The 26863-nt window shown below is 73.6% G+C and carries 18 protein-coding genes; 16 read left to right on the top strand and 2 right to left on the bottom strand.

Going from position 1 to position 26863, the window contains the following annotated elements; all coding sequences use genetic code 11:
* Positions 1-96: 96 nt before the first annotated feature.
* Entirely contained in the window at positions 97-522 is a 426-nt protein-coding gene (locus ACFUJ1_RS00745; RefSeq protein WP_378641889.1) for an Hsp20/alpha crystallin family protein, read from the bottom strand.
* Between the two features lie 153 nt (positions 523-675).
* Here ACFUJ1_RS00745 and ACFUJ1_RS00740 point away from each other — a divergent pair, with 153 nt between their 5' ends.
* Both ACFUJ1_RS00740 and ACFUJ1_RS00735 read left to right on the top strand, forming a co-directional pair.
* Positions 676-1011 (top strand): MerR family transcriptional regulator, encoded by a 336-nt coding sequence (locus ACFUJ1_RS00740; protein WP_378641003.1) that lies wholly within the window; start codon positions 676-678, stop codon positions 1009-1011.
* A gap of 192 nt (positions 1012-1203) precedes the next feature.
* Positions 1204-2451, top strand: a complete 1248-nt coding sequence (locus ACFUJ1_RS00735) for a PucR family transcriptional regulator (RefSeq protein WP_378641002.1) — start codon at positions 1204-1206, stop codon at positions 2449-2451.
* A 153-nt stretch (positions 2452-2604) separates the two neighbouring features.
* Here the strand turns inward: ACFUJ1_RS00735 and ACFUJ1_RS00730 are convergent, their stop codons facing one another.
* On the bottom strand, positions 2605-3957 hold the full coding sequence (locus tag ACFUJ1_RS00730) for a lipase family protein (protein WP_378641000.1): 1353 nt from the start codon (positions 3955-3957) through the stop codon (positions 2605-2607).
* A 694-nt stretch (positions 3958-4651) separates the two neighbouring features.
* Between ACFUJ1_RS00730 and ACFUJ1_RS00725 the strand changes: the two genes are divergently transcribed.
* The 14 genes from ACFUJ1_RS00725 to ACFUJ1_RS00660 are packed head-to-tail and all read left to right on the top strand — an operon-like array spanning position 4652 to position 26863.
* Positions 4652-6979, top strand: a complete 2328-nt coding sequence (locus ACFUJ1_RS00725) for a hypothetical protein (protein ID WP_378640998.1) — start codon at positions 4652-4654, stop codon at positions 6977-6979.
* Positions 6976-7779 (top strand): MBL fold metallo-hydrolase, encoded by an 804-nt coding sequence (locus ACFUJ1_RS00720; RefSeq protein WP_378640996.1) that lies wholly within the window; start codon positions 6976-6978, stop codon positions 7777-7779. The genes ACFUJ1_RS00725 and ACFUJ1_RS00720 overlap by 4 nt, the downstream gene beginning before the upstream one ends.
* Positions 7779-8207: an aspartate 1-decarboxylase gene (gene panD, locus ACFUJ1_RS00715; RefSeq protein WP_378641887.1), complete on the top strand. Its 429-nt coding sequence runs from the start codon at positions 7779-7781 to the stop codon at positions 8205-8207. The genes ACFUJ1_RS00720 and panD overlap by 1 nt, the downstream gene beginning before the upstream one ends.
* Positions 8204-9172 carry a hypothetical protein gene (locus ACFUJ1_RS00710; protein ID WP_378640994.1) on the top strand — a complete coding sequence of 323 codons (969 nt, stop codon included), beginning with the start codon at positions 8204-8206 and terminating at the stop codon, positions 9170-9172. The genes panD and ACFUJ1_RS00710 overlap by 4 nt, the downstream gene beginning before the upstream one ends.
* Before the next feature lie 4 nt (positions 9173-9176).
* On the top strand, positions 9177-11816 hold the full coding sequence (locus ACFUJ1_RS00705) for a beta-ketoacyl synthase N-terminal-like domain-containing protein (protein ID WP_378640993.1): 2640 nt from the start codon (positions 9177-9179) through the stop codon (positions 11814-11816).
* Positions 11813-14848 (top strand): amino acid adenylation domain-containing protein, encoded by a 3036-nt coding sequence (locus ACFUJ1_RS00700; RefSeq protein WP_378640991.1) that lies wholly within the window; start codon positions 11813-11815, stop codon positions 14846-14848. The genes ACFUJ1_RS00705 and ACFUJ1_RS00700 overlap by 4 nt, the downstream gene beginning before the upstream one ends.
* Before the next feature lie 5 nt (positions 14849-14853).
* On the top strand, positions 14854-18318 hold the full coding sequence (locus ACFUJ1_RS00695; RefSeq protein WP_378640989.1) for a DUF6001 family protein: 3465 nt from the start codon (positions 14854-14856) through the stop codon (positions 18316-18318).
* Positions 18315-18572: an acyl carrier protein gene (locus ACFUJ1_RS00690; protein WP_378640987.1), complete on the top strand. Its 258-nt coding sequence runs from the start codon at positions 18315-18317 to the stop codon at positions 18570-18572. Before ACFUJ1_RS00695 ends, ACFUJ1_RS00690 begins: the two co-directional genes overlap by 4 nt.
* Positions 18569-19642 carry an SDR family oxidoreductase gene (locus ACFUJ1_RS00685; protein WP_378640985.1) on the top strand — a complete coding sequence of 358 codons (1074 nt, stop codon included), beginning with the start codon at positions 18569-18571 and terminating at the stop codon, positions 19640-19642. Before ACFUJ1_RS00690 ends, ACFUJ1_RS00685 begins: the two co-directional genes overlap by 4 nt.
* Positions 19630-20322 (top strand): ABC transporter ATP-binding protein, encoded by a 693-nt coding sequence (locus tag ACFUJ1_RS00680; RefSeq protein ID WP_378640983.1) that lies wholly within the window; start codon positions 19630-19632, stop codon positions 20320-20322. The genes ACFUJ1_RS00685 and ACFUJ1_RS00680 overlap by 13 nt, the downstream gene beginning before the upstream one ends.
* The gene (locus ACFUJ1_RS00675) at positions 20319-22790 is read left to right on the top strand and encodes an ABC transporter permease (protein WP_378640981.1); all 2472 of its coding nucleotides are present in this window, start codon (positions 20319-20321) and stop codon (positions 22788-22790) included. Before ACFUJ1_RS00680 ends, ACFUJ1_RS00675 begins: the two co-directional genes overlap by 4 nt.
* Positions 22787-25438: a phosphoenolpyruvate synthase gene (locus tag ACFUJ1_RS00670; RefSeq protein ID WP_378640979.1), complete on the top strand. Its 2652-nt coding sequence runs from the start codon at positions 22787-22789 to the stop codon at positions 25436-25438. The genes ACFUJ1_RS00675 and ACFUJ1_RS00670 overlap by 4 nt, the downstream gene beginning before the upstream one ends.
* The gene (locus ACFUJ1_RS00665; protein ID WP_378640977.1) at positions 25425-26060 is read left to right on the top strand and encodes a hypothetical protein; all 636 of its coding nucleotides are present in this window, start codon (positions 25425-25427) and stop codon (positions 26058-26060) included. Before ACFUJ1_RS00670 ends, ACFUJ1_RS00665 begins: the two co-directional genes overlap by 14 nt.
* Positions 26057-26863, top strand: a complete 807-nt coding sequence (locus ACFUJ1_RS00660) for a hypothetical protein (protein WP_378640976.1) — start codon at positions 26057-26059, stop codon at positions 26861-26863. Before ACFUJ1_RS00665 ends, ACFUJ1_RS00660 begins: the two co-directional genes overlap by 4 nt.

Below are 26863 nucleotides of genomic sequence, written 5' to 3'. Positions count from 1 at the left end.
CCGGGGCGGGCCCGTGACCGCCGGGCCCGCCCCGCGAAGGTCCCCGCGGGGTCCGGGCGGGGACTGCGCGACGGGTGTCGCCACCCGCGCGGCCGGTCAGGAACCGGCCAGCGCCTTGGCCTCGTTCTCATCGCGGATGATCTCGATCTTGCGCGGCTTCGCCTTCTCCGCGACCGGGATCGTCAGCCGCAGCACGCCGTTCCGGTAGTCGGCGCGGATCCGCTCGGTGTCGAGCCCCTCCCCGAGGAACAGCTGCCGGGAGAACACCCCGCGCGGCCGCTCGGAGGCGATCATCGACCGCCCCTGGTCCAGCGGCGCGCGCTCGGCGCGCACCGTCACCACATTGCGCTCGACATCCAGATCCAGCGAGTCCGGGTCGATGCCGGGCAGATCGAACTCCGCCACGAACTCCTCGCCCGCACGCCAGGCATCCATCGGCATCACCGCCGGACGGGCCGCCGTGCCGAACACCTGCTGCGTGAATCGGTCCAGATCCCGGAACGGATCGGTACGCATCAGCATGGTCGCCACCTCCACTACTCCTTGTCTCACTGTATGCGGTGCCAGGTAATCTGCGTTCGCTGGCATAGATTTGTTTTAGCACTCTGCTGAGATGAGTGCAAGTAGGGTGAGAAGATAATCTGGAACAGACCGGAAGGACGGTGAACAGCGGCGATGAGCGGTGACGGACCGGTGCACGGACCGGATCGAGCGGTGTACGCGATCTCGGTCGCGGCCGAACTGGCCGGCATCGCGGTCCAGACGCTGCGGCTCTACGAACAGCACGGGCTGATCACCCCCGCGCGCAGCGCGGGCGGGACCCGGCGCTACAGCGGCGCCGATCTGGCCCGGCTGGAGCGGATCTCCGAGTTGAGCAAGCAGGGGATCAATCTCGCCGGGATCGGGCGCATCCTGGAGCTCGAGGACGACAACGCCGTACTCACCGCCGAGCGGGACCAGCTGCGCGCCGACGCCCCCGAGCCGGAGTCGGACGGCCGCGTCGCGGGGTAGGGCACGCCCCTGCCCGATCGAACACGCGGTCGCGATTACCGGACAGTAACATGTAGTACTGTTTGGCGGGTAACGACGTTATCTGTCACGCGATGGGGACGTCCCGCATCCGGCGCCGCGCCGAGTTCGGTTCGGCGACAGGCGAACACCGCGTCGCACTCGCCGCCGGGGCCGGGGGGCTCGGAAGGGAACATGGTGGCCGTCGACCGCGCGATCGTTCATGCCTGGCTCGCGGATTTCGCCGAGCGGGTGCGCACCGAGGCCGAGACCGAGCACGTGCTGCGGTTCGTGGACCGGGCGATGCTCGAGGAGTTCCCGCGCTTCGCCGCCGACCCGGAGCTGCGCGGCGAGGTGCGCAGCAGTGGCAAGGCGCACTGGCTCGGGCTGCTGGCCGGGATCGGGCGGCCGCGGTTCGACATCCGGCCGCCGATCGAGGTGATCGACGGCGCGCGCACGGTGGCGCGCCGGGGATACGACCTGAACGTGCTGCTCAAGACCTATCGGGTGGGCCAGCGCGGGCTGTGGCGCTACATCACCGGTGTGCTCGACCTGCAGATCCGCGATCCGGAGCTGCGCGGGGCGGTGCTGGTGACCTTCTGGGAGCGCAGCAGCCAGTGGCTGGACGGCTGCCTGGACGCGGTGGTCACCGCCTACCTCGAAGAACGCGAGCAGCGCAGCCGCAGCGCCGAGGAGCAGCGCGCCGCCACCGTCCAGGCGCTGCTGCGCGGCGACGCCACCGCGGCCGAGCTGACGCCGGAGCGGCTCGGGCACAACGTGGAGCACCAGCAGACCGCGCTCACGCTCTGGGCCGACCACAGCATGGCGTCGCCGGTGGCGGCCCGGGTGCTGGCCCGGCTGGCCGCCGACACCGCCGCCGCGCTCGGCGGCCCGCCCCCGCTCACCCTGCCCAGCGGCACGCACGGGCTGTGGGCCTGGGTGGCGACCCCCGAGCCCGCCGATGTCGCGCTGATCCCGGCGCCGCCGGTGCCCGGCACCCGGATGGCGGCGGGCACCCCGTGGCCGGGGGTGGACGGGTTCCGGCGCAGCCATCGGGAGGCGCTGGCGGCGCAGCGGCTCTCCGCCGACGGCGCCGCCGCGGGGCCGGTGATCGCCTACCGGGACGTGGATCTGGTCTGCCTGCTCACCGGTGACGGCAGCGTGGAGTCGGCCCGGCTGCTGGTCGAGCGGGAACTCGGCGGGATCGCGGGCCCCGGTGAGCCGGCCGCCCGGCTGCGCGAGACGGTGCGCGAGTTCCTCGCGGGCGGCGGCAATGTCACGGCCACCGCGGAGGCGCTCGGGGTGCACACCAACACCGTGCGCTACCGGCTGCAGCAGGCCGAGCAGCGGCTCGGGCGCCCGATCGACCAGCGCAGGCTGCACCTGGAGCTGGCGCTCGAGGTGCTGGCCGCCTACGGCGACGAACTCCTTCCGACCGGATGAGACTGGAGACCGCGCACAAAGCGGGTGGACCCCGTTGTGCGGCGGTACCAACTCCGACGCGCGGCCCGGCGGCGGACCGCGCGCCGACCTAGCGTGAGCCGGGTGTGGGTAGCGGGTTCGGCGATGCGGGAGCTGTCCGGCCCGCGCGTGCCGTCATCCGTGGTAGACCTCGGGCTCCAGGGCGTTGCCCGGCGCGATCTGCCCGCAGCTGGTCGGCGCGGGCTCCCCGGCGAAGCGGGCGTTCACCCAGGCGAGCGTCTCGAGGGCCCAGATCGGTACCACGGCGCCGTGGCTGAGCAGCGGCAGTTCCCGGTACTGCACCGGCAGCCCGGTCGCGCAGTAGCGGTTCAGCAGGGCGCGCACGTCGCCGGCGATCATGATGCCGTCACCGTCGCCGAGGCCGGGCCCGCCGGGCGCCGTGCCCTCGAAGATGCCGCCGGTGCCCTGGTAGACCAGCATCGGGATGGTCGGGATCGGCGCCAGCCCCATGTTGATCGCGTTCGCGACCGCGGTGAACTCCGGGATGGAGTTCGGGTCGGCGTACTGCGGGAGCACCATCTGCTGCCAGGTGAGCCCGGGGTACTGCAGGAAGACGTTGATGATCGAGGCGTCCCGCAGCCGGGCGAAGACCTGCTTGCCGTGGTCGCTCAGGTACTGCTCGACATCGATCCCGTACGAGCGCGAGATGCCGACCAGCGCCATGCCGACCACGCCGGCCCAGGCCAGGCTGCCCGAGGCGTAGCGGAGGGTGTGCGCGGGCACGGCGAGCAGCCCGCCCTGGGCGACCCCGATGAGCTGCGCCGCGATCTCCGGCGCGTACTCCGGGGCGAGGATCGCGGCCCAGTTGCTGGCGATCGCGCCGCCGGAGTACCCCATCAGCGCGGTGCGGGTGCCCGGCGCGATCCCGGTCTCGGGCACCCGGGCGACCGCGCGCAGCGAGTCCAGGGTGTTCATTCCGTACTCCGGGCCCGCGGCGAAATTGGCCTGCTGCCCCTCGGTGTCCGGCACCACGATGCTGAACCCCTGCGCGAGCAGCAGCGCGAACCCGGCGACCTCGCCGGAGAAGAAGAGCCCGCCGACGGCGAGATTGCGCCCGCTGCTGGTGAATCCGCCGATCTGGATGTCACCGGCGACCGCGCGCGACGGGCTGTCCTCGGGGTTGAGCGAGTCGTAGGCGGACTGGTACGAGATCACGCCCGTGGCAGGCCCGGCCCCGGCGGCCCTGATCACCGAGGTCACGTTGGCGACGGCATTGCCCCCGGCGTCGGTCGAGCGGTACAGCACCTGGATGGCGGTCAGCGGCGTCGGCACCTCGGCGAGGTGGAACGGGACCGTCCGGACGTCGAGGACGGTTCCCGGCGCCAGCGCAGCGAGATCCGTTGTGCCGCTGTAGGAATAGAAGGTGTCGCGGGCCTGCGCGACCGACGGCGTCAGCGCCGTCGCCACCGCCGTCGACAATGCCGCGACGGCGATGCCCGCCGCCCGTGCGACCGTTCGAGTTCTCATACACGTCCTCACACCACACCGTTGGGATGACCGGGGTCACACCGGCACGTGGGTCTTGCGACGCCTCGAGCTAGTGAAACCATCCGGGATCAAATGCCCGCCGACTATGGCACAGAGTGGTGCGCGTCGCAATGACCTCCGGTGATTCCGTACCGATCGGTAAGTGGTCTATATCACGGTGGTCGGCGGGGAATCTCGACTTCGCGATCCCATGCGTGGTCGTGCGCGGTCAATCTAGTTAGCCGATTGTTGGCGGCATAATCTGAAAACGTAGAGATCCACAAAGAGGGGGTTGTGTCGAACCCGAGGGGGAGCGTGCCGGAGGTCGCCCGGCAACCTCGATCAACCTACTCGCCAGTTTTATAGCGCAGCCCCCACGGTGTGACTCGCATCTATCCGGTTTCCGTTCCCCCTGGCCCGTGCCGACAGCGTCCGCGCAGGTCGCCCCGAATTCGTGCCCCGTTTACGCGTCGTATCCGGCTGAGACGCAAGTAGCGACCGCTCGCGCTCTTTGTTACGTTGCGAAAGCGCCGACGTCGCGAGATCAGTACCTGAAGGCATCGGCGCCTTCTTCGATTCGACTGTCCCCATTGCTTTTTCGCTCCCGGGCGCGCTGCCGCGTCCGGGTGGTGGAGCTGCGCGTGGGCGACCAAGGAGGCTGCACGTGCGCGATCAGACGGCTCAGATGCCCCGCGTGCCCGACCGCGGACACGAGAGCGAGAGTGCGAGGCGCAGGCGGCTGGAGTGGATTCGCGCGCAGACCGGCGGCAGCCTGCGCGCACTGGACACCTTCGACCTGGACCCGGCCCGGCTGGTCGGCAATATCGAGAACCTGGTCGGCAGCGTGACCATCCCGGTCGGGCTGGCCGGGCCGCTGCGCTTCACCGGCGAGCACGCGACCGGGTGGATCACCGCGCCGTTCGCCACCACCGAGGGCGCGCTGGTCGCCTCGGCGACCAGGGGCGCGCACGCGGTGTCCCGGGCGGGCGGGGTCAGCACGCGGGTGCTCGGCCAGCGCATGGTCCGCTCGCCGCGGTTCGACCTGGACGACGTGGTGAGCGCGCACCGCTTCGCGGCGTGGGCGCTGGCCAGGCAGGACGAACTCGGCGCGCAGGTCGCGGATGTCTCCCGGCACGCGCGGCTGGTCGGGCTGCGTCCCATGCAGATCGGGCGCAGCGTCGACCTGGTCTTCGAGTACGAGACCGGCGACGCCTCCGGGCAGAACATGACCACCGCGTGCACCTGGCGGGCCTGCCTGTGGATCGAGAAGCAGCTCGCCGACGACCCGGAGATCGCGCTGCGCTCGTTCTGCGTCGAGGGCAATACCGCGGGGGACAAGAAGCTCAGCCAGCGCTCGCTGATCAACGGCCGCGGCACCAGGGTGACCGCGGAGTGCCGGATCGACGGCGCCACGCTCGCCCATGTCCTGAAGGTCGATCAGGCGGCGCTGTGCCGGGCGTATTCGATCAATGTCATCGGCACCGCGCTCGGCGGCGGCATCGCGCCGAACATCAATGTGGCGAACGCGATCGCGGCGCTCTTCGCCGCGACCGGCCAGGACATCGCCTGCGTGCACGAGTCCGGCGCCGGGATCCTCAATATCGAGCCGGACGGCGACGGCGTCTACGCCTCGCTGCTGCTGCCCGCGCTGGCGATCGGCACCGTCGGCGGCGGCACCGGCCTGCCGCAGCAGGCCGACTACCTGCAGATGCTCGGCTGCGTCGGCACCGGGACCGCGGGCAGGCTGGCCGAGATCATCGCCGGATTCGCGCTGGCGCTCGACCTCTCGACGCTGTCGGCGGTGATCGGCGGCCAGTTCGCGACCGCGCACGAGCGGCTCGGCCGCAACCGCCCGGTCCGCTGGTTCACCGCGCTCGACCTGACCCCGGAGTTCTTCGAGCGCACCCTGACCGGCGACGGCCGGGTGCAGACGGTCAAGGTCATCGGCGACAACACCGAGTCCAGCGTGATCAGTGAGCTGACCCACCGGGTGAGCACCCAGAAGCTGGTCGGGGTGCTGCCGGTGGACGTGCACTTCGACGACGACGCCGCCCCGCTCGAGCTCGTGGTCAAGGCCAAGCCGCTCGACGGCGAGGTGGTGCTGGCCGCGCACCGGCTGGTGTCGCTGGCGGGCGGCAGGCTGGCCGAGGCGTGGTCGCGGGGCAGCGACGCCAGCGGCTTCCTCGGCACCCACATGCGCGAGCTGGAGCTGTACCGGGACCCGGGTCCGCTGGCGGCGATCATGCCGCGCTGCCACGGCATCCACCAGGCGCCGGACCGCGAGGCGTACCTGCTGCTGCTGGAGCGGCTCGGCGACGACGTGCTGCTCAAGGACTCCGCCGACCGCCCGCAGGACTGGCGCCCGGCCCACGTCCGCGCCGCGCTCGACGGAATCGCACCGGTGCACGGGCACTGGCTGAACCGCACCGGCGAACTCGTCGCGAAGCCCTGGTTCGGCCCGGCCACCGAGACCGGCCGGATGGTCGAGATGGCCGAGCTGTGGCGCGGGCTCTACGAGCACCACCACCGCGAGTACCCGCAGCTGGTCGGCGGCGAGTGGCTCGCCGAGACCATCGCGTGGATCGAGACCGTCGCCGACTGGTGGCCGGAGCTGGAGGCCATGCCGCGCACGCTGGTGCACAACGACTTCAACTCCCGCAATATCGGGCTGCGCCCGGTCGCGGAGCGGTTCGAGCTGGTGGCCTACGACTGGGAGCTGGCCTCGGTGCACGTGCCGCAGCGCGACCTGGCCGAGCTGCTCGCCTACGTGCTGACCCCCGCGGCCACCGCCGCGGAGGTCGACGGCCACCTCGAGCACCACCGGCTCGCGGTCGAGCGGGCCGCGGGCGTCGCGCTCGACCCGGTGCGCTGGCGCCGCGGCTACCGGCTGGCGCTGGCCGATTTCACCGTGCGCAGGCTCTCGCTGTACCTGATGGTGCACACCGCGCACCGGCTCTCGTTCCTGGAGCGGGTCGTCGCCACGGTGGCGCGGCTCGGCGAGATCGAGCGGAACCGCGGATGAAGGTGCACCACCTGGACTGCGGCCCGCTCGCGAGCGGGATCGTCACGCACTGCCTGCTGGTCGAGACCGCCGACGCGCTGGTGCTGGTGGACAGCGGCTTCGGCACCGCCGATCTCGCGGAGCCGGACCGCAGGCTCGGCTGGACCCGGCGGGTGCTCGCCCCCCGGCTCGACCCGGAGCACACCGCGCTGCGGCAGGTCGAGGCGCTGGGGTACGACCCGCGCGACGTCGGCCACATCGTGCTGACCCACCTGGACTACGACCACGCCGGCGGTATCAGCGACTTCCCCTCGGCCCGCATCCACGTGCACGGCCCCGAGCTGCGCGCCGCCGCCGCGCCGACCGGCAGCGACCGCTGGCGCTACCGCACCGCGCAGTGGGCGCACGGCCCGCGGTGGTCGATCCACGAGCGCGGCGGGGCCGAGTGGTTCGGCTTTCCCGGGGTCACGGCGCCGGGCGGGTTGCCGCCGGAGCTGCGGCTGGTGCCGCTCTACGGGCACACCGCGGGGCATGTCGGCGTCGCGATCGACACCGGAGACCGGTGGCTGCTGCACGCGGGCGACGCCTTCGTCTCCGAACTCCAGCTCCATCGGCTGCTGCCGGGGCTGCTGCTGGCGGGCGCGGCGTTCGGGGTGCCCGAACCGCGGCTCGCCGCCGCCCGGGTGCGCACGCTGCACCGGCTGGCCGAGCTCACCCGCCTGCCTGGCGGGCCGGTCACCGTGTTCGCCGCGCACGACCCGATCACCTTCGCCCGACTGGCGAACCAACCGGAAGGAGAGCCGTCGTGCGCCGGACTGTGATGCACGCCAAGGTGCACCGCGCCACCGTCACCCAGGCCGACCTGCACTACGTCGGCTCGGTCACCATCGATGCCGAGCTGCTGCGTGCGGCCGACATCCTCGAGGGCGAACAGGTCGACATCGTCGACATCACCAACGGCGCCCGGCTCACCACGTACGTGATCAGCGGCGAGCCCGGGTCGGGGGTGATCGGGATCAACGGCGCGGCCGCGCACCTGGTGCACCCGGGCGACCTGGTGATCGTGATCGCCTACGGCCAGTTCGACCCCGCCGAGCTCGCCGCCCACCGGCCGCGGGTGGTGCACGTCGACGCCGCCAACCGGATCGTCGCGATCGGGGCCGACCCAGCGCAACCCGTCCCCGGCGCACCGGACCAGATCTCCGGCGCGCTCACCGCAGCCGGACAGCGACAAGGAACCCCCTCGTGACCACCACCGCCATCACCACCGAGTCCCCGTTCGCACTGCGGCTGCTCGCCTACTCCAACGAGCGCTTCCCCGCCTGGCAGGTCGCGGCGCAGCTGCCCATGTTCCTGGCCGCCTTCCTCTTCGGCCAGGCGATCACCGACCAGGAACCCGCGCTGCGCGCCGCCACCTGGGCCGGTTTCGCGGCCTTCGTCGCCTACACGCTCATGGTGCGCTGCATCGACGACAACAAGGACGCCGCGCACGACGCCGAGCACTACCCGGAGCGGGTGCTGCAGCGCGGGCTGGTGACCTTCACCCAGTTGCGGGTGATCGCGGTGCTCTGCCTGGTGGTCTCGGTGGCGGTCTCGATCTGGATCGACGGCGGGCTCGGCCGGGTGACGCTGTGGTGGGTCGTCATCTTCGTGACCAACAACCTGGTGCAGTTCGTGCAGGTGAAATGGGCGGCCATCGGTGCGTGGCTGGAGTCGCGGCGGGTGCTGCTCGCCCTGAGCGTGGTGCCGTTCTGGGGCTTCGGCTCGGTGTGGATCGCGCAGATGGGCGGCGGCGACCGGCTGGTCCCCGCCGCGGTGTGGTGGCTGGTGGCGCTCTGGTGTGTGGCGGCGCTGCTGCTGGAGATCGCGCGCAAGTCCCGCACGCCCGACGACGACCGGCCGACCGTGGTCGACTACACGAAGACGGCGGGGTCGTGGACCCGGTCGCTCGGCCTTGCGGGCACGGTCGCGGTCCTCGTGGTGCTCGCCGTGCTGGCCACCGTGCTCGAGGTCGTCGTGCTGCACACCGCGGGCGCGGACAGCCGGTGGGCGGTCGTCGCGCTCGGGGCCACCGCGCTCCTCCCGATCGGGGCGGCGGTGCGGTTCCTGCTGAAGCCGGACCGGTTCCGGGTCAAGGACGTCGCGGAGATGTCGGCGGGGTTGTGGCTGATCGGGCAGATCGTCTCGGTCGCCGCGCTGCTGGCGGTGATCTGAGGCAGTGGAGCCCTTCGCCATCGTCGGGGCGGCGCTCGCGCTGCCCGGCGTCGCAGACCTGGATCGCTTCCGTGCCGATCTGCTCGCGGGCGCAACGCATTTCGGCCCGGTGCCGCGCGTGCTCGCCGACGACAACGAGGTGCCGGTCGCCTCGGTGCTGCCCGAGGCGGAGCTGTTCGACCGCGAGTTCTTCGGGCTGACCGCCACCGAGGCGCGCTGGACCGACCCGCAGCAGCGGCTGCTGCTCCGGCTGGCCCACGAGGCGCTGGAATCGACCGGGATCGCGCGCTCCGGCGCTCGGATCGGGGTGTACGCGACGGCCTCGGCGTCCACCTGGCTGCACGGCCGGGTGGCCGCGGCGGAGCCGGGCCCGGCCCGGGTCGACTACCGCGCGCTGCTCGGCAACGACCGCGACTTCCTTGCCAGCCGGATCGCCTACCGGCTCGGCTGCACCGGGCCCGCGCTGACCGTGCAGAGTGCGTGCTCGAGTTCGCTGGTCGCGCTGCACCAGGCATGCCTGGGGCTGGCGTTCGGTGATGCCGACACCGCGGTGGTGGGGGCGGCATCGCTGGCCTTCCCACAGGAGCAGGGATATCTGCACGAGGCGGGCGGGATCCTCTCGGCCACCGGACGCTCGCGGCCCTTCGACGCGGCCGCCGACGGGACCGTTCGCGGCAGCGGCGGCGGGGTCGTCGTGGTGCGGCGGCTGGCCGATGCGCGGGCGGACGGCGATCCCGTGCTCGCGGTGATCGCCGGTTCGGCGATCAACAACGACGGCGCGCAGCGGATGGCGTACAGCGCGCCCGCGGTCGGCGGGCAGCAGGACGTGCTCGCGGCCGCGCTGGACCGGGCGGGGATCACCCCCGGTGAGGTCGGCTATCTCGAAACGCACGGCACCGGAACGCCGCTCGGCGATCCGATCGAGTTCCGCGCGCTCTCCCGCGCGTACGCGGATCCGGCGGCGCGGCGCTGCTACCTCGGTGCGGCGAAGGCCGGGTACGGCCACCTCGACGTCGCGGCGGGCATGGTCGGGCTGCTGAAGGCGGTGCTGGTGCTGCGCGGCGGAACGATCTTCCCCCAGCCCGCGTTCACCGCGCCCAATCCCGCTGTTCCGCTCGCGGATTCGCGGTTCGCGTTCGCCACCGAGCCGGTGCCGGTCGCCGACCTGGAGTACGCCGCCGTCAGCTCGTTCGGCATGGGCGGCACCAATGGACACGTCGTATTGCGGCGGGCCGAGGCGAGGGCGCCGGGACCGGCCGAAGGGGGGTCGGTCCCGGTGGTCGTCTCGGCCCGCTCGGTGGACGGGCTGCGCGCGTACCGGCAGCGGCTGGCCGAGTACTTGCGGGCGAACCCGGAGCTGGCGGTGCGCGATATCGCCGCCACGCTGGATCGCCGGGTCCGGCACGAGCACGTCTGGTCGGGGTCGGCGGGTTCTGCCACCGACCTGGCCGAGCAGCTCGCGCCCGAGCAGGTGGTCTCCGGCGGGGTAGCCGCCCAGTTCGCGCCCGAGTCGGTGGTCTCCGGCGCGGTGGCCGCCCAGTTCGCGCTGGAGACCGCCGCCGATCCCGAACCTACTGCCGGACAGCGGATCTGGCTCCCGCCGAGCCCACTGAACCCGGAACGCCACAGCCTGCCGCTGCTGGCGGCGCCCGCACCCGCCCGCGCGGACGACGCGCACGCCCTGTTCGTGCGGCTGGCCGTGGCCGAGCTGGGCGGCGCGGCGGACGAGGACACCGACTTCTTCGCCGCGGGCGGGGAGTCCATGACGCTGGTCGCGCTGGCGGGCACGCTCACCGACAGCATCGGCTTCCGGGTCGACTTCGACGCGCTGGACGGTGTCTCCCGGATCGGTGACCTGGCCGCGATCCTGGCCGGTCAGGCACGCGCCCAGCGGACGCCGACCCCGGGCGGCGAGCTGCTCGTCCTCGGCGCGGGCGAGCCGCGGATCTACCTGTACCCGCCCGCGGGCGGCACGAACTTCGGCTACACCGCGCTCCAGCGCGCGGCGCCGCGGCTGACCCTGGCGGCGTTCCGCGCGGTGCGCGGCGCGCACACCGTCGAGGAGATCGCCGCGGCCTGCGTGCGCACCCTGCGCGAACGGGGCGCCGTCACCCCGGAGCTGGTGCTCGGCGGGTACTCCTTCGGCGGCAATGTCGCCTTCGAGATGGCCAGGCAGCTCGACGCCGACGGCACCCCACCGGCCGGGCTGGTGCTGATCGACTCCTTCCCGCCGCAGGCGTTCGGGGCGGAACCGGTCGACCCGGAGGCGCTGAGCCGCGAGGTCGGCGCGATCGCGCGCACGGCCGCCGCCGAACTGCCCGGCACCGACCCCACCGGCGTCCTCGCCGCCTTCGAATCGCTGTGGCTGGCCAATACGAAGGCGCTGCGCGGCTACCGGCCGACGGCTCCGATCTCGGTGCCGATCACCGTGCTGCGCGCCGAGATCCCGCTGACCACGGCCCGGGCCCGCGCCGTCGGCATCGACCCCGCCGCCGGCACCGACTGGTCCCGCTGGACCCGGGCGGACGTGCAGACCTTCGACACCCCAGGCGACCACTACACCGTCTTCACCGAGCAGCCCTGCCGCGGGGCGGCGGCCGAGCTGCTCGAGCGGGCGCTGCGCACGAGAAGGGCCATCCCATGAGACCCGCATCCCCGATCCAGCGGCACCTGGTGCTCGCCGCCGCATTGCGCCCCGCCGACCCGGCGCAGAACTGGGCGCTGCTCTCCCGGCTGCCCGCCGGGACCGACCCGGTCCGGTTCGCCGCCGCCGTCGAGGCGATCCTGCACGGCAATCGCGCCTTCACCGAGACTTTCACGCTTACCGGCAGCGGCGATGTCGTGGTGACCCCGACGGAGGTGCGGGCACCGGTCCCGGTCACCCGCTACCCCGACCTCGCCGCCGTCCGGACCGAGGTGGGATGGCTCGGCGACAGCGTCTTCGACCCGGCGATCGCCCCGCTCTACCGCGCGGAGATCGCCACCACCGGCGACGACGCCTACTTCCTCTTCGCCGGCGCGCACGTGCTCTCCGACGGCTTCGGCTTCTACAACCTGCTCGCCGACTTCGCCGCCCGCTACGCCGACCCCGCCTACACCAGCCCCGACCCCGGTTCGCCCGCCGACACCGCCGGTTCGCCCGCCCCGAGCCGCGCGGACGCGGTGCGGCACTTCGGTGCCGTGCTCGCCGGGCTCGACGACCTGCGCGTCGAGGGCTGGCGCGACCGCGACCCCGACGGCCGGATCACCGGCGGCATCCGGCGCGAACCGCTGCCGCGCGCCGACTACGACCGCGCCAAGTCGGCCGGGACCGCGCTCGGCGTGCGCCGCTACACGGTGCTGCTGGCGGCACTGGCGCTCACCGCCGGCTGCCTGGCAGGGACGGACACCGTCGTCGTCTCCACCCCGATGTCCAATCGCCGCTCGGGGTCGGGCTCGGCGACCACCCGCGGCGTGCGGGTCAATGCCCTGCCGATCCGGTTCGATCTGCGCCCGGAGCTCGGCTTCGCCGAGCTCTGCGCCCGCACCGAGGCCCAGCTGCGCGGGCTGCTCGAGTTCGAGCAGCTGCCGTTCTCGGAGTTCTCCCGCAGCCTGATCGGCTCCGAGGCCATGGACGCCACCCAGCCCTCGGTCGCCTTCACCCTGTACCCGCGCCCACTGGCCGCGGTCGTGGCAGGCGTGGCGGGCGAGGCACTGCACGTGGACCGCCGCTACCTACAGCACCCGCTCTCGGTGACCGTCGAGGTGGGCGCGGACCAGCCCGCGCTGCTCGTCCAGCGCGCCGACCAGCTGCCCGATGCCGATATCGGCGCGCTCTACCGGCACGTGCTGCACCAGGTCGTCGCCGATCCGGAGCAGCTGCGTCTCGGTGAGATCAGCTGGGCAGAAGGCGATCTCGCCGCCAGAGTGGACCCGGTCACCGCTTTTCCGCGGCGCAGCCTGGCCGAGGAGTTCGCGACCGCGGTCACCCGTGACCCCGACGCAACCGCTGTGCGCACCGACGACGAACGGCTGAGCTACGCCGAGCTGGACGCGCTCTCCGACGCCGTCGCCGCCTGGCTGCGCGCGCACGTCCCCGGCGCGCTGGTCGGCGTCACGATCGCGCCGTCGGTGCGGCTGGTGGCGACCATGCTCGGGGTGTTCAAGGCGGGCAAGGTCTACGTGCCGATCGACGTGGCGGCCGCACCGGCCCGGGTCGCCCAGATCGCCGCGGCCTGCCCCGACATCACCATCGTCACCGGCCCGGCCGACCAGGTCGGCACGCGCGCACCGGATGGCGACCCGCTGCCCGAGGTCGGTGTGCGGACGATCGCCATGCCCGAGCGGCTGCCGCCCGCGCCCGCACCGGCGGCCCGGCCCGGCCCGGACGATCTCGCCTACATCATCTTCACCTCCGGCACGACCGGCACCCCGAAGGGCGTGCGGATCGGCCACGACGCCGCGGTCCGCTTCTTCGACGGCCTGCGACAGGCCACCGGCATCGGGGCGGAGCGCTGGCTGCTGTTCCACTCGATGTCGTTCGACATCTCCATCGTCGAGACCTTCGGTGCGCTGTTCTCCGGTGGCGCGGTGTGTATTCCCGGTGCCGAGGTCAAGCGCGACCCGGCCGCGCTCGGCGCGTTCCTGGAGCGGCACCGGGTGGCGGTGGTGTCGCAGACGCCGTCGGCGTTCGCCATGCACGGGCCGCGGCTGCGGAACCTCGACAGCCTGCGCCACGTGCTGCTGTGCGGGGAGCGGCTGGAGTACGGCAGCGTCGCCGGGTTCGTCGCCGCCCGCCCCGACGTGGCGGTCATGAACTGCTACGGCATCACCGAGACCACCATGTACCACACGGCATTTCGTGTCCCGGCCCGCTCGCCGGAGCGGTCCGTCATCGGCAGGCCGTTCGCCGACACCGGCATGGCCGTGGTCGACGCCGCGCATCGGGTGCTGCCCCGCGGCGTCCCCGGCCAGCTCGTGATCAGCGGTCCCGGGCTCATGCTCGGGTATCTCCGGGACGACGAGCTGACCCGGGCGCGGATCGTCGAGATCGACGGGGTGCCCAGCTACCTCTCCGGTGATCGGGGCACGCTCGGCGCGGACGGGCAGTTCGTCGTCGCGGGCCGGATGGACACCCAGGTCAAGATCCGCGGCCACCGCCTCGAGCCGGGCGAGGTCGAGCGGGCCCTGCACCGGACCGGGCCGGTCGCGAACGCGCACGTGCGGGTGGCGGGTGCGGGGCTCACCGCCGAACTCGTGTGCTTCCTGGTCCTGAACGGGGACGGCGATCTCGCAACGGTTCGGGAACGGCTGCACCCGCTGCTGCCCCGCGCCTTCCACCCCGACCGCTACCTGGTGCTGCCGGTGCTGCCGGTGAACACCAACGGCAAGCTCGACGCCGAGGCGCTGACCCGGCTGTACACCGCGGACCGCGACACCGCGCCCGCCGCCACCCCGGACGACCGCACCGCTGCCGGGCTGGACGCCGTGGTCACCGAGGTGTGGAGCGAAGTGCTCGGCAGCACCGAGTTCGACGGCTCCACCCGGTTCTTCGACGCGGGCGGCACCTCGGCGATGGTGCTGCAGGTCGGCGAGCGGCTGCGCGCCCGGCTCGGCCTGCCCGAGCTGAGCGTGGTCGACCTGTTCGAGCACTCCACCCCCGACGCGCTGACCGAGTTCCTGGCCGAGCGGGTGTGACGCCCGTGCCGACGAACCCCGACGAGAAGAAGCGAGAACGCGTGCCCTCCGACGACTACCGGGCCATCTGTGGCTGGCTCGACAACCCGGATCCGACCGGCGGGGTGCGGCTCGCCGACGACGACGGCGGCTGGACCAGGCGGGGCTACCCCGAGCTCGCCGCCGACGTGCGCGCCGTCGCCGCCCTGCTCGCCGCCGCCGGGCTGCGCGCGGGCGACGGGGTGTGCGTGGTGCTGCCGACCGAGATGCGCTGCATCGCCACCATGTTCGCGGTGTGGGCGAGCGGGGCGACGGTGACCATGGTGGCGCCGCCGGTGTTCGGCGCGGGCGGGGAGTACGGCGAGCACCTGCGCGCGCAATTCACCCGGGCCGCCCCGCGGCTGGTTGTCACCACCGAGCAGTTGCAGGGGCCGATCGGCGCCGCCATGGCGGACTCCGGGGTGGCGGGCACCCCGGTGACCCTGCCGGAGGACGCCGCGGGTGCGGCCACGGCGGAACTCGGTGCGGTTGCTGCGGGCACCGGAGCGCCAGCGAGTACCGATCGCGCGCTGGTGCAGTTCACCTCGGGCTCGTCGGGTGCGCCGAAGGGGGTGCCGATCAGCTGGCGCAACCTCGCCGCGAACGTCGCCTACATCACCGACTCGATCGGCTGGCGCCCCGGCGACGCCACCGTCTCCTGGCTCCCGCTCTACCACGACATGGGACTGGTCGGCGCGGTCATCGCCACCATCGCGGGCCAGGGCGAGCTGTACCTGATGCGCCCCGACCAGTTCATCCGCGAGCCGCTGCGCTGGGTGCGGGCGATGGCGCAGGCCCAGCACGCGGTCGCGCCGTCGTTCGGGCTCGGCTACACCGCGCGCCGGGTCCGGCCCGAGGATCTCGCCGACCTGGACCTGTCCGGCCTGCGGTCGCTGATCACCGGCGCCGAACCGGTCGATGTCGAACACGTCGCCGCCTTCACCGCCCTGCTGGCCGGGGCAGGCTACGACCCGGCCGCGCTGCGCCCCGCCTACGGACTGGCCGAGTCCACGCTCATGGCCACCATCACCCGCTCGGGCGAGACCCCGGTCGCGGTGCGGATCGACAGCGCCGCAACCCGTTTCGGCGAGGCCGTCGCCGTCGTCGCCGAGACCCCGTACCGGGGCCAGCCGCTGTCGGGGGGCGGCTGGCTGGTCGGGCTCGGCGGCCCGGCCGCGGCGGTCGCGGTGCGCATCGCGGGCACCGACGGCGCCGAACTGCCCCCGGGCGTGCTCGGCGAGGTGGTGCTCAGCGGCGCCTCGGTCGCCACCGGCTACCACGGCGCCGACCAGGAGTCGGCCGCGGGCACCCGCTTCGCCGGCGGCGAGCTGTGGACCGGCGACGCGGGTTTCCTGCGCGGCGGCAGGCTCTTCGTACTCGGCCGGATGGGCTCCAGCCTCAAGGTGCGCGGCCGGTCGGTCTTCATGGAGGACCTCGATGCCAGGATCGCCCGCGAGACCGGGCTGCCCAAGCACACCTTCGCCGCGGTCGCCATGCCGGAGGCGGGCGCCAGCCAGGGCGTCGTGCTCTTCGCCGAGCACGCCCCCGGCGACTGGACGGACGCCGCCCGCAAGGCGCTGCGCGCCGAACTCGGCCCCGCCCGCGACTGCGTGGTCGTCACCGGCGAGCGCGGGCTGATCCGGCGCACGTCCAGCGGTAAGCCGCGGCGCAGGCTCATGTGGGAGCTGTACCGCGACAACGGAACCGACGCGGTCGAGACCGACTCCGCCCCGGTCTTCGGCGAGCGGCGCGCCTCCCTCTCTCGGCTCGGTGACGCCGAGCTGAGCCGGCTGCTGGAGCAGGCGCTCGCGGCGGTCGAGGTGCCCGCGGCGGCGACGGTCCTGCTGGAGGGTTCGATCGCGGAGGGGTTCGGCAACGAGGGCTCCGATATCGACTTCCTCGCGGTCTCGCCCGGCGCGGAGCCGACGCCGGTGATGCCGTCGGTGCTCTTCCTCGGCGGGCGCCGGGTCGAGGTGCGCACCCGATCGGAGGGCGAGCTGCGCGCGCAGCTCGACCTGGTCCGCAAGGCCGCACTGGACGAGGAGATCACCGGGGCCGCCCTGCTCGACCTGGACCAGGACCTGCTCAACCGCTGCCAGCGTTTCGCCAGGGCGGCGGTCGTTCGCCCCGGCGCGGCCGATATCGCCGGGCTCCGGCAGGCGCTGCCGTTCCCCGAGCTGAGCCGGGTGCTGGCCCGCTGGTGGTCGGCGCGCGCGACCCAGTCGCTGCGCCAAGCGGTGGCCCTGGCCGCGCTGCGCGACCACGGCACCGCCGCGGCCTGGGCGGCCGACGGGCTGCTACAGGCGGTCAAGGGGCATCTCGCCGAGCGCGGCGAGACCTATCTGGAGAGCAAGTGGCTCGGCCCGCAGCTCGACCGGCTCGGCGCGGACGCGCTCGCCGACCGCTACTTCGAGCAGCTCCGCGCACTGCGCACGGGCCCCGAGCCCGCCCCCGCGTCGGCGCTCGCCTCCGCGCTGGCGCTGGCCGCGGAGCTGGGGGTCGCGGTCGCCGACGATCCCGCGCAGGTGGTGCTCACCCGCGTCGACGGCGTGACGACCTGGCCCATCGACGGCCGCATCCACGTGGTGCGCGGCCGCTCCGACGTGCTGGTCCTCTCCGACCGCGCCGCCAGAGCCTGGCGCGGCGTGGTCTTCGGCCGCTCCGTCTCCGAGGTACTCACGCGCACCCCGGAGCCACTGCACGCCGAACTCGCCGAGTTCGTCCGCCTCGGCCTGGTCGGCCTGCGCTGGGGCCGCGAGTCCGCGATCCGGCCCGCGGTGGCGATGGTGAAACCGCTCGGCCCGTCCACCCTCGCCCCGTGCCCGGTCAGCCCGGTACTCGGCATCGGCGGCGGCACCAGGGCCGATGGCCAGCCGGTGACGCTGAGCCCGCTCCCCGCCACCCGCTTCACCGAGTGCGCCTCGGCCCTGGTCTGGTCCAACGTGATCGTGGAGAACGCCCGCGAGGACCTGGTCGGCGCGCTCGGCCAGGGGCAGCCCCGGGTGGCGGAGGCCGCCGCGGACCGGCTGCTCAAGGGCGCGGTGCGGCTGCTGCTGTGCACCCTCGGCATCAGCCCGCTCCCCCCGGACGTGGCCCCGGTCGCCACGCTGGAGCGGCTCGTACCCGCCGGCCTGCCCGGCCGCGACCAGTTGCTGGCCCGGGTGGACGCCGCAGCGCGGGTCGGCTTCGCGGGGGCACCGCAGAACGCCGGGCTCGCGGTCCTGGACGACCTCGTCGACACCGTCCGCACCACCGCCGACCTGGCCTTTCCCGCCTCCTTCGATTCACACGAGCAGTGGCGCGCCACCCTGCGGATCACCTACGACTGGCTGCGGCTCGCGGCCTACCTGGACACCGAGCTGCCGATCGACGAGGTCCAGGACCTGCTCGCCTCCGGTGGCGCCCAGCCGCACCAGCGCGGCACCGACCCGAACGGAGAGATCGACCGATGACCGACGACGCCATCGCGGAACCCGTCCGCGCCCTCATCGCCCGCATGGCCCCCGACACCCCGCAGCGCGTGCGCGACGACGAACGCCTGATCGACGACCTCGGCTTCGACTCCATCCGGCTGATGGAGCTCACCGTCGCCCTGGAGCGCGTCTTCGCCCTGCCGAGGCAGAACCCCGAGGACCTGGCCGACATCCTGCGGGTCGGCGACGTCGTCGGGCTGGTCCGCGGCGCGACGGCGGGGGAACGCCGGTGACCGCCGTGCTGCTCACCGGCGCGGGCGGGCTGGTCGGCGCCGAGGTGGCCGCCCGGCTGCACCGGCGCGGACGGCACGTCGTCGCGCTCACCCACCGCACCCCCGGCATCGTGGACTGCGCCGGGAACCGGCTGCCCGCGACCGCGTTCGCCGACGATCCGGAGGCGCCGGTCACCGCCGTGCGCGGTGACGTGCGCGCGCCGGGTTTCGGCCTGGACGCGAGCGCCATGTCCGGCCGGGTCGGGGCGATCGTGCACTGCGCCGCCACCACCGATTTCGCCGCGCCGCAGCGCGACTACGACGAACTGAATGTCGCGGGCACCGCCAACGCCTGCGCGCTCGCCCTCGAGCTGGACGTCCCGCTGGTGTACGTGAGCACCGCCTACGTCTGCGGCCGCCGCGAGGGCGTCATCGCCGAGGACGACCTCGGCGACGCGCACGGGTTCGGAAACGGCTACGAGCGCAGCAAGTTCGACGCCGAGACCCACGTCAGGAACACCGAGGGGCTGCGCTGGTCGATCGTGCGCCCCGGCATCGTCACCGGCTACACCGGCAGCGGCGCCATCCGCGACTACAAGAACCTCTACACCGTGGTCAAACTGATCGTGGAGGGCAAACTGCGCACCCTGCCCGGCCGCTACGACGCCACGCTCTCGCTGGCCCCGGTCGACTTCGTCGCCGACACCGTGGTAGCCGCGGTCACCGACTTCACCGAGCGCCGCACCTTCCACGCGGTCGGCGCCGACCCGCTGTCGCTGCGCGGCATGTCGGAGGTGCTCGCCGAGTACCCCTCGTTCGAGGTGGCCCGCTTCGTCCCCAAGTCGGCCTTCGTACTCGCCGACCTCGGCGACCTCGAGCGCGAGTACTACCTCCGCATCGGCGCCCAGTACACCGGCTACTTCGACGCCCGCCGCAGCTTCGACACCGCCAACACCGCCGCACTGCTCGGCACCCCGGCACCGGACACCGGCCCCGCCTACCTGCGCACCCTGCTCGACTTCTGCACCGAGACCGGCTATCTCGGCGCGCCGCTGGCCTCCGTCGACGAGGTGGTTCGATGCTCGAGCTGAGCGAGGTGAGCAAGTCCTACACCGTCGGCGGCAGGGAGGTGCGCGCGCTCGACCGGGTCAGCCTGCGTTTCGACGCGGGCACCTTCACCGCGGTCGTCGGGCCGTCCGGCTCCGGCAAGAGCACCCTGCTGCACCTGCTCGGCACGCTGGACTCCCCGGACAGCGGCCGGGTCGCCTTCCGGGGCGAACCGGTGGACGGGCTCGGCGAACAGCGGCAGGCCGCCTTCCGGCGCCACACCATCGGCTTCGTCTTCCAGTTCTTCAACCTGCTCCCCACGCTGAGCGCCTGGGAGAACGTCGCGCTGCCATCGCTGCTCGACGGCGGCACCCTGCGCGGCGCCCGCGCCCGCGCGCACGACCTGCTCGACACCGTCGGGCTGACCGACCGCGCCGAGCACCGCCCCGCCCAGCTCTCCGGCGGCCAGATGCAGCGGGTGGCGGTGGCCCGCGCGCTCATGCTCGACCCGCCGATCGTGCTGGCCGACGAGCCGAGCGGCAACCTCGACACGCACGCGGGCGACGAGCTCATGGCACTGCTGGCCCGGCTCGCGCGCGACGGCGACCGGCAGCGCGCGGTCGTCATGGTCACCCACGACCAGCAGGCCGCCGCGGGCACCGACCGCGTGGTGACACTGCGGGACGGCCGGGTCGCCGACGACACCGGCCGCGAGGCGCCGTGAGGTCGGCGCTGAACCGGTGGTGGGTCTTCGGCGTCCGGGAGTGGTCCGCGCACCGCGCCCGCGCGCTCACCTCCGGCGCGGTGGTCGCGGTCTCGACCGCGCTGCTGGTCACCGTGCTGTCGATCATCGGCTCGATCGACCGCTCCCTCGACGACTTCGCCCACGGCACCACCGGCGATGCCGCGCTGGAGGTCTCGGCGTTCTCCGGCGCCGGCATCCCGGCGGCGCTGCGCACCGAGGTCGCCGCCGTTCCCGGCGTGGCCGCGGCCGTCCCGCTGGTGCAGACCCCGGTGACCACCGCGCGCGGCACCGCCCTGCTGATCGGCACCGACGCCTCCGCGACGGCGCTGCACAGCCCGCTCCAGGACCACCTGCGGGTCCCGCCCGCCACCCCGGACGGGGTGCTGGCGGGCCCGAACACCGGCTTCGCGGCGGGGGAGAGCATCGCCGTACAGGACACCCGGGTGACCGTGGCCGCCGTGCTCGACGGCGTCGAACGGTTCGACGGCGGCCGCTTCCTGCTCGCGCCGCTCCCGCTGGCGCAGCGCGCCGCCGGCCGCGGCGACCGCATCGACTCCGTCCTGATCGTGGCCGCGCCCGGCACCGACCCCGCCGCGCTGCGCCGCGACGTCACCGCCGTGGTCGCGGGCCGGGCCGGTGTCGGCGAGCCAGCGGCCCACCGCGCCGCGGCGAGCAACGGCGTCCAGCTCATCCGCTTCGTCTCCGTCTCCGCCGCCGGAATGTCGTTCCTGGTCGCCGCCTTCCTCATCTACACCGCGATGGGGCTGGCGATCGCAGGCAGGCGGCAGCGGATCGCCATGCTCCGCGCGCTCGGCGCGACCCGCCGGAGCATCGTCGCCGACCTGCTCGCCGAGACCGCCGTCTCGGCACTGTTCGGCGCGCTGGCTGGCGCCGTGCTCGGGCTGCTGCTCGGCCGCGCCGCGGTCGGCCGGCTTCCGGACATATTCCTGCAATCCGTCTCCGCCCGGATCGAATTCGCGGTGCCGTGGTGGACGATCCCGCTCGCCGTTGTCGCGGCGGTCGCCGTCTGCCTGGCCGCAGCGGCACTGGCGGCGCGGCAGGTCTACCTGGTCTCGCCGGTGGAGGCGCTGGCCCCGGTCGGGGTCTCCCCGGTCGACCGCATCCGCCCCGCGGCGCGGATCGGCGCGGCCGTGCTCGCCGCGGTGCTGGCCGTCGCGGCGGTGCTGGTCGCGACCGGACAGCCCGGCATCCTCGCCAACGGCGGCATCTCGACCATGTTCGCCGCCGAGATCGCGGCGGGCTTCGCGGTCGGCGCGGTGCTGGTGCGTGCGGCGGCCGCGGTCGCGAACCGGTGCGGCGGCGCGGGCGCGCTCGCCGCCGAGACCATCCGCCGCTCGCCGAAACGCTCCTGGGCGACGCTGATGACCGTCGCGGTCGCGGTCGCGGCCAGCTTCGCGATCAGCGCGGGCAACAGCAACGCGGTGACCTCGACCGAGAAGTCGTTCGAGGTGCTGCGCGGCGCCGACATCTGGGTCTCGACCACCCCGGCCGGAGCCTTCCCCACCGGGCCCAGGCTCCCCGCGGACACCGCCGACCGGCTGCGCGCGCTGTCCGCCGTCGCGACGGTCGTCGCCGACCAGGCCACCTACGTCGACCTGGGCGAACAACGTGCCCTCGCCTACGGCGTCGCCCCCGGCTCGGCGAATGCCCTGCTGGACGCCGCCGGCCCCGATGTGGCGCGCCGCGTCCTGGACGGCGAAGGCGCCGTCGTCTCCCGCGACCTCGCCGACGCGCTGTCGCTCCGGGTGGGCGACGCCCTCACGGTCCCGAGCCCCACCGGCGCCCACGCGGTCCCGATCCTCGCGGAGGTCGCCTTCTTCTCCGCCCTGAACGGCGCACTGGCACTCGGCCTCCCGCTCGTGCAGGAGTGGTTCGGCGACACCGGCACCGCCGCCGTGCAACTGGGACTCGAGCCGGGCGCCGACCCCGGCGCCGCACTCGACCAGGTCCGCGGCGCGGTCCCGCCCGGCGTCCACGTCTACAGCGGCGACGCGGCGGTGCGCGGCTTCGCCGCCGCGCTCGACCAGGCCACCGTCCTGAACCACCTCATCTGGATCATCGTCACGATCATCGCCGCGGTCGCGCTGCTGAACACGCTGCTGCTCTCGGTGCTCGAACGGCGCCGCGAGATCGGCGTGCTGCGCGCCATCGGCGCCGCCCGCCGGTTCGCCGTGGCGACGGTGCTCGCCGAGGCGGCCGGGCTCGCCGTGGTGGGCGGGGTGCTCGGGCTGGCGTTCGGCTCGGTGCAGCAGGTCGTCGCCGACCTCGCCTCCTCCCGCGCCTGGAACGTCGACGTCGCCTTCGCCCCGGTCCCCGGCGCCTACGCGCTGGCGCTCGGCGCGCTCCTGCTCTGCCTGCTCGGCGCGCTGCCCGCCGCGTGGCGCGTCTCCACCGTCAACATCATCGAAGCGATGAGGGTCGAATGAATCAGCGAACCGACGTATCCGTGCTGCGTGACGGCACTCTTGTCGCCGACGGCGACACCGGCTGGGCGGGCGGCAAGGCGGCCGGGCTGGCCCGGCTGACCCGCGCCGGCGCCACCGTGCCCCCCTGGGTGGTGCTCGGCACCGAGGGCTTCACCGCTCACCTGACCCGGGGCGAACTGCCCGAACTGCACCGGCAGCTCCTCGCCGCCGACGACCCCGCCCGAGCCGAAGCGGCCGAACGCCTGCGCGCCGAGATCCGCCGCACCCCGGTCGATCCCGCGCTCGCGGCCGAGATCGAGGAGGCCCTGCACGGACGCGAGCGCGTCGCGGTGCGCAGCTCGGCCGTCGGGGAGGACGGCGCCGACCGCTCCTACGCGGGCATCTACGAGTCCTTCCTCTACCTCACCGGCACCGACCAGGTACTCGACGCCGTGCGTCGCTGCTGGGCCTCCGCCTTCAGCCCGCGCGCCCTGCACTACACCGGCGCCGAGGCCGCCTCCCCGGTCGCGGTGATCATCCAGGACATGGTCGACGGCGAGGTCTCCGGCGTCCTGTTCACCACCGACCCCGTCACCGGCGCCACCGACCGGGCGGTCGTCAGCGCCTGCTGGGGGACCGGCGAGGGCGTGGTGAGCGGGGCCTGCGCCACCGACGAGTTCACCGTCGGCCACGACGGCACCGAGGTGTCGGTGACCCTCGCCGACAAGGACATCGAGTACGGCCGCGCCGACGGCGGCGGCGCCGAGCAGCGCGTGGTCGCCGAGCCGCGGCGCCGGATCCGCTGCCTGAGCCCGGAGCAGACCGCCGAGCTGGTGCGCGAGGGGGTCCGGATCGCCGACGCCATCGGCGGCCCGCAGGACATCGAGTGGACCTTCCGCGCCGGCGAGCTCGTCATCCTGCAGACCCGCCCGATCACCGCGGTGGCCGCGCTCGGCACCTGGCGCACGGTGTGGGACAACAGCAATATCCAGGAGAGCTTCAACGGCGTCACCACCCCGCTCACCTTCTCCTGGGCGGCCAAGGTCTACGAGGTGATCTTCCGCGAGACGCTGCATCTGATCGGCGTCGGCGACCGGACCATCGCCGCCAACGACAAGGTGCTGCGCAACATGGTCGGGCTGGTCTCCGGCCGGGTCTACTACAACATCAACAACTGGTACCGGGTGCTGCGCCTGGCCCCGTTCTTCGACCGCAACAAGGACGACGTCGAGCGCATGATCGGTGTCGAGCACCCGGTCGACTTCATCGAGGGGATCCACGCGGGCCCCGCCGAACGGCTCGCCGCCATCCCGCAGCTGGCCCCGGTCTTCGTGGTGCTCGGCTGGCGGATGCTGAACCGGGGCAGGCTGGTCGAGCGGTTCCAGCGCGAGGTCGGCGCCGAGGTCGAGCGCATCCGCCACGACCTGGACACCGCCACCGAACTGGACCAGCTCCTCGACCTCGCCGAGCGCGGCCTGAACCTGTTCGACCGCTGGGCCGTGCAGATCCTCAACGACCTCTACCTGAGCAACCAGGCAGGCCGGGCCAGGCGCATCCTGGCCGCCGCCGGCGGCTCCGAGGAGACCGTGGCCGGGCTGCTCGCCTCCGAGGAGGCGGTCGAATCACTGCAACCGACCCTGATCCTGATGCGGCTGGCCGCCGACATCCGCCGCGCCCCCGACCTGCGCATCGCGCTCTACACCGGCGACCCGCGCGCCGGCCTCGACGCCGTGCGCGCCGCCGCCCCCGCCGTCGCCGCGGAACTCGACGCCTACCTCGACCGCTACGGCGACCGCTGCATGGGCGAGCAGAAACTGGAGACGGTGTCGCTGCGCCAGGACCCGTCCTTCATCGGCACCATCCTGCGCAACTACGTCCGCGACGACGCCATCGACGCCGACGCGCTCGAACGCGACCACGCCCTGCGCCGCGCCGCCTTCGAGCGCGAGATCCTGGACGCCCTGCCCCGCGGCCGCCGCGAGAAACTCGCCGGGGTGCTGCGCAAGGCCCGCACCGCGGTCCGCGACCGGGAACGCATGCGGCTCACCCGCACCCGCATCGTCGGCGTCGGGCGCTCGGTCTACCTGCGGGTCGGCGAGGTGCTCTGCGCCGCGGGCCGCCTCGACGAGCCGCGCCACGTCTTCTACCTGACCATGGAGGAGATCCAGGGCTTCACCGAGGGCCGCTCCATGACCACCGACCTCGCCGCGCTGGCCCGCACCCGGATCGCCGAGTTCGCCCGCTACGAACACACCGAGCCACCGAACCAGTTCGAGACCACCGGCCCGCCCGACGTCCTGACCCCCACCGCCGCGGCCGCCGCCGAGCCGGTCGGTGACGGCCGCACCCTGCGCGGCACCGGCTGCTGGCCCGGCATCGTGCAGGGACCGATCCGCGTGGTCCGCAGCCCCGATGACGACCTGGACGTGCGCGGCACCATCATGGCCGCGCTGCGCACCGATCCCGGCTGGGGGCCGCTCTTCCCGAGCGTCAAGGGGCTGCTCATCGAACGCGGCAGCACCCTGTCGCACTCCGCGGTGCTCGCCCGCGAACTCGGCATCCCCGCCGTGGTCGGCGTGCCCGGGCTCATGGCGACCATCCGCGACGGCGAGACCGTCCGGCTCGACGGCGGCTCCGGCCTGGTGGAGCGGCTCGATGACCCCGCCTGAGCCCCCGCTGCTGGTCTGCGTCGCCGGCGGCGACGCCTCCGGCAAGAGCACCCAGATCGACGCCCTCACCGCGGCCCTGACTAAGGCCGGTGTCGACACCGCCACCGCCGGCATCTGGGACGCCCTCGCCGACCCGGTACTCGGTGCCCGGCTGCCCTTCGCCGACCGCGTCGCCGTCCTCGCCTACCTGAGCGTGCTCGGCCCGAACGCCCGCGCGCACTTCCTCTTCCACGCCCTGCACGCCGGTCTCGACCTGGCACTGGCCCGCAAACCGCGTATTTTGCTGCTGAACGCCTACTGGTACAAGTACTTCGCCACCGAGATCGCGCACGGCGGCGACCCGGCCACCCTGCGCGCCGCGACCGCCGCCTTCCCACCGCCCGCGCTCACCTTCCACCTGCGCGTCACCCCGGAGACCGCGCTCGCCCGCCGCACCGACCGCAGCGACTACGAGAGCGGTTACGGCGACGCCGCCCGCTTCCTCGAATTCCAGCGCCGCAGCCACGCGGAACTGGACCGGCTCGGCACCGAACTCGGCTGGATCGAGCTCGACGCCACCGCCGCCCCGGCGGCGCTCACCCGGACCATGCTCGACGCCGTCACCGCGGCGGCCCGCCGGTGACCGCCCGCATCGCCGTGGTCGGCATCGACGGCTGCGGCAAGTCCTCGCTCATCGCGCGGCTGCGGGACGAGTTCCGCGACGACCGCCTGCTCACCATCAGCTGCCCCGACCTGCACCACAACGGTGACGGCCCGCTGCACGACCTCTCCCGCAAACTCGCCGCCGTCGGGGAGGCCGCCGACGCGCTCGGCAACCCCGTGGTGAAAGCCGCGACGCTGTACCTGCGGATGACCCTCTACGGTCCGGTGGAGGACTTCCTGCTGCGCACCTACCGGCCCGACGTCCTGGTCTGCGAACGGCACCCGATCATCGAGACCCTCGTCTACGCCCCGCTCTACGCCCGCCTCGCCGGCCGCGCGGCCCCCGGCAGCAGAGCCGTGCTGGACCACGCCGAACAGCGCCTCCCCGGCGCGACGGCCGCGCTGCGCCGCTGGCAAACCCTCGAACAGGACCGCGTCGGCATCGGCGGCGACCTCACGACCGTGCTCGACGAGCTCGTCGCGATCCTCGGCACCGGAACCGAGGCGGCCGTCGCCCGCCTCGCCCAGACCTACCGCACCACCCTCCCGGACCGGGTGCTGTGGCTGGACACGCCCCCCGCCGAGGCGGCGCGCCGCCTCGCCCTGCGCGGCGGCCAACGCGAAACCCACGAGAACCTCGCCCACCTGGAGACCCTGCGCGCCGGATACCGGGAACTCGGCGACCGCAGCCCCGACCTGCGCTTCGTCCGGATATCGAGCTCCGACGCGGACGATCCCGCCGCGATCCGGGACGCCTGCCTCGCGGCGGCGACCAGCCCGTGA

The organism is Nocardia sp. NPDC057227 (assembly GCF_042669725.1).
GTDB classification, from domain to species: domain Bacteria; phylum Actinomycetota; class Actinomycetes; order Mycobacteriales; family Mycobacteriaceae; genus Nocardia; species Nocardia asteroides_A.
This window is presented reverse-complemented; position numbering and strand designations above follow the sequence as displayed.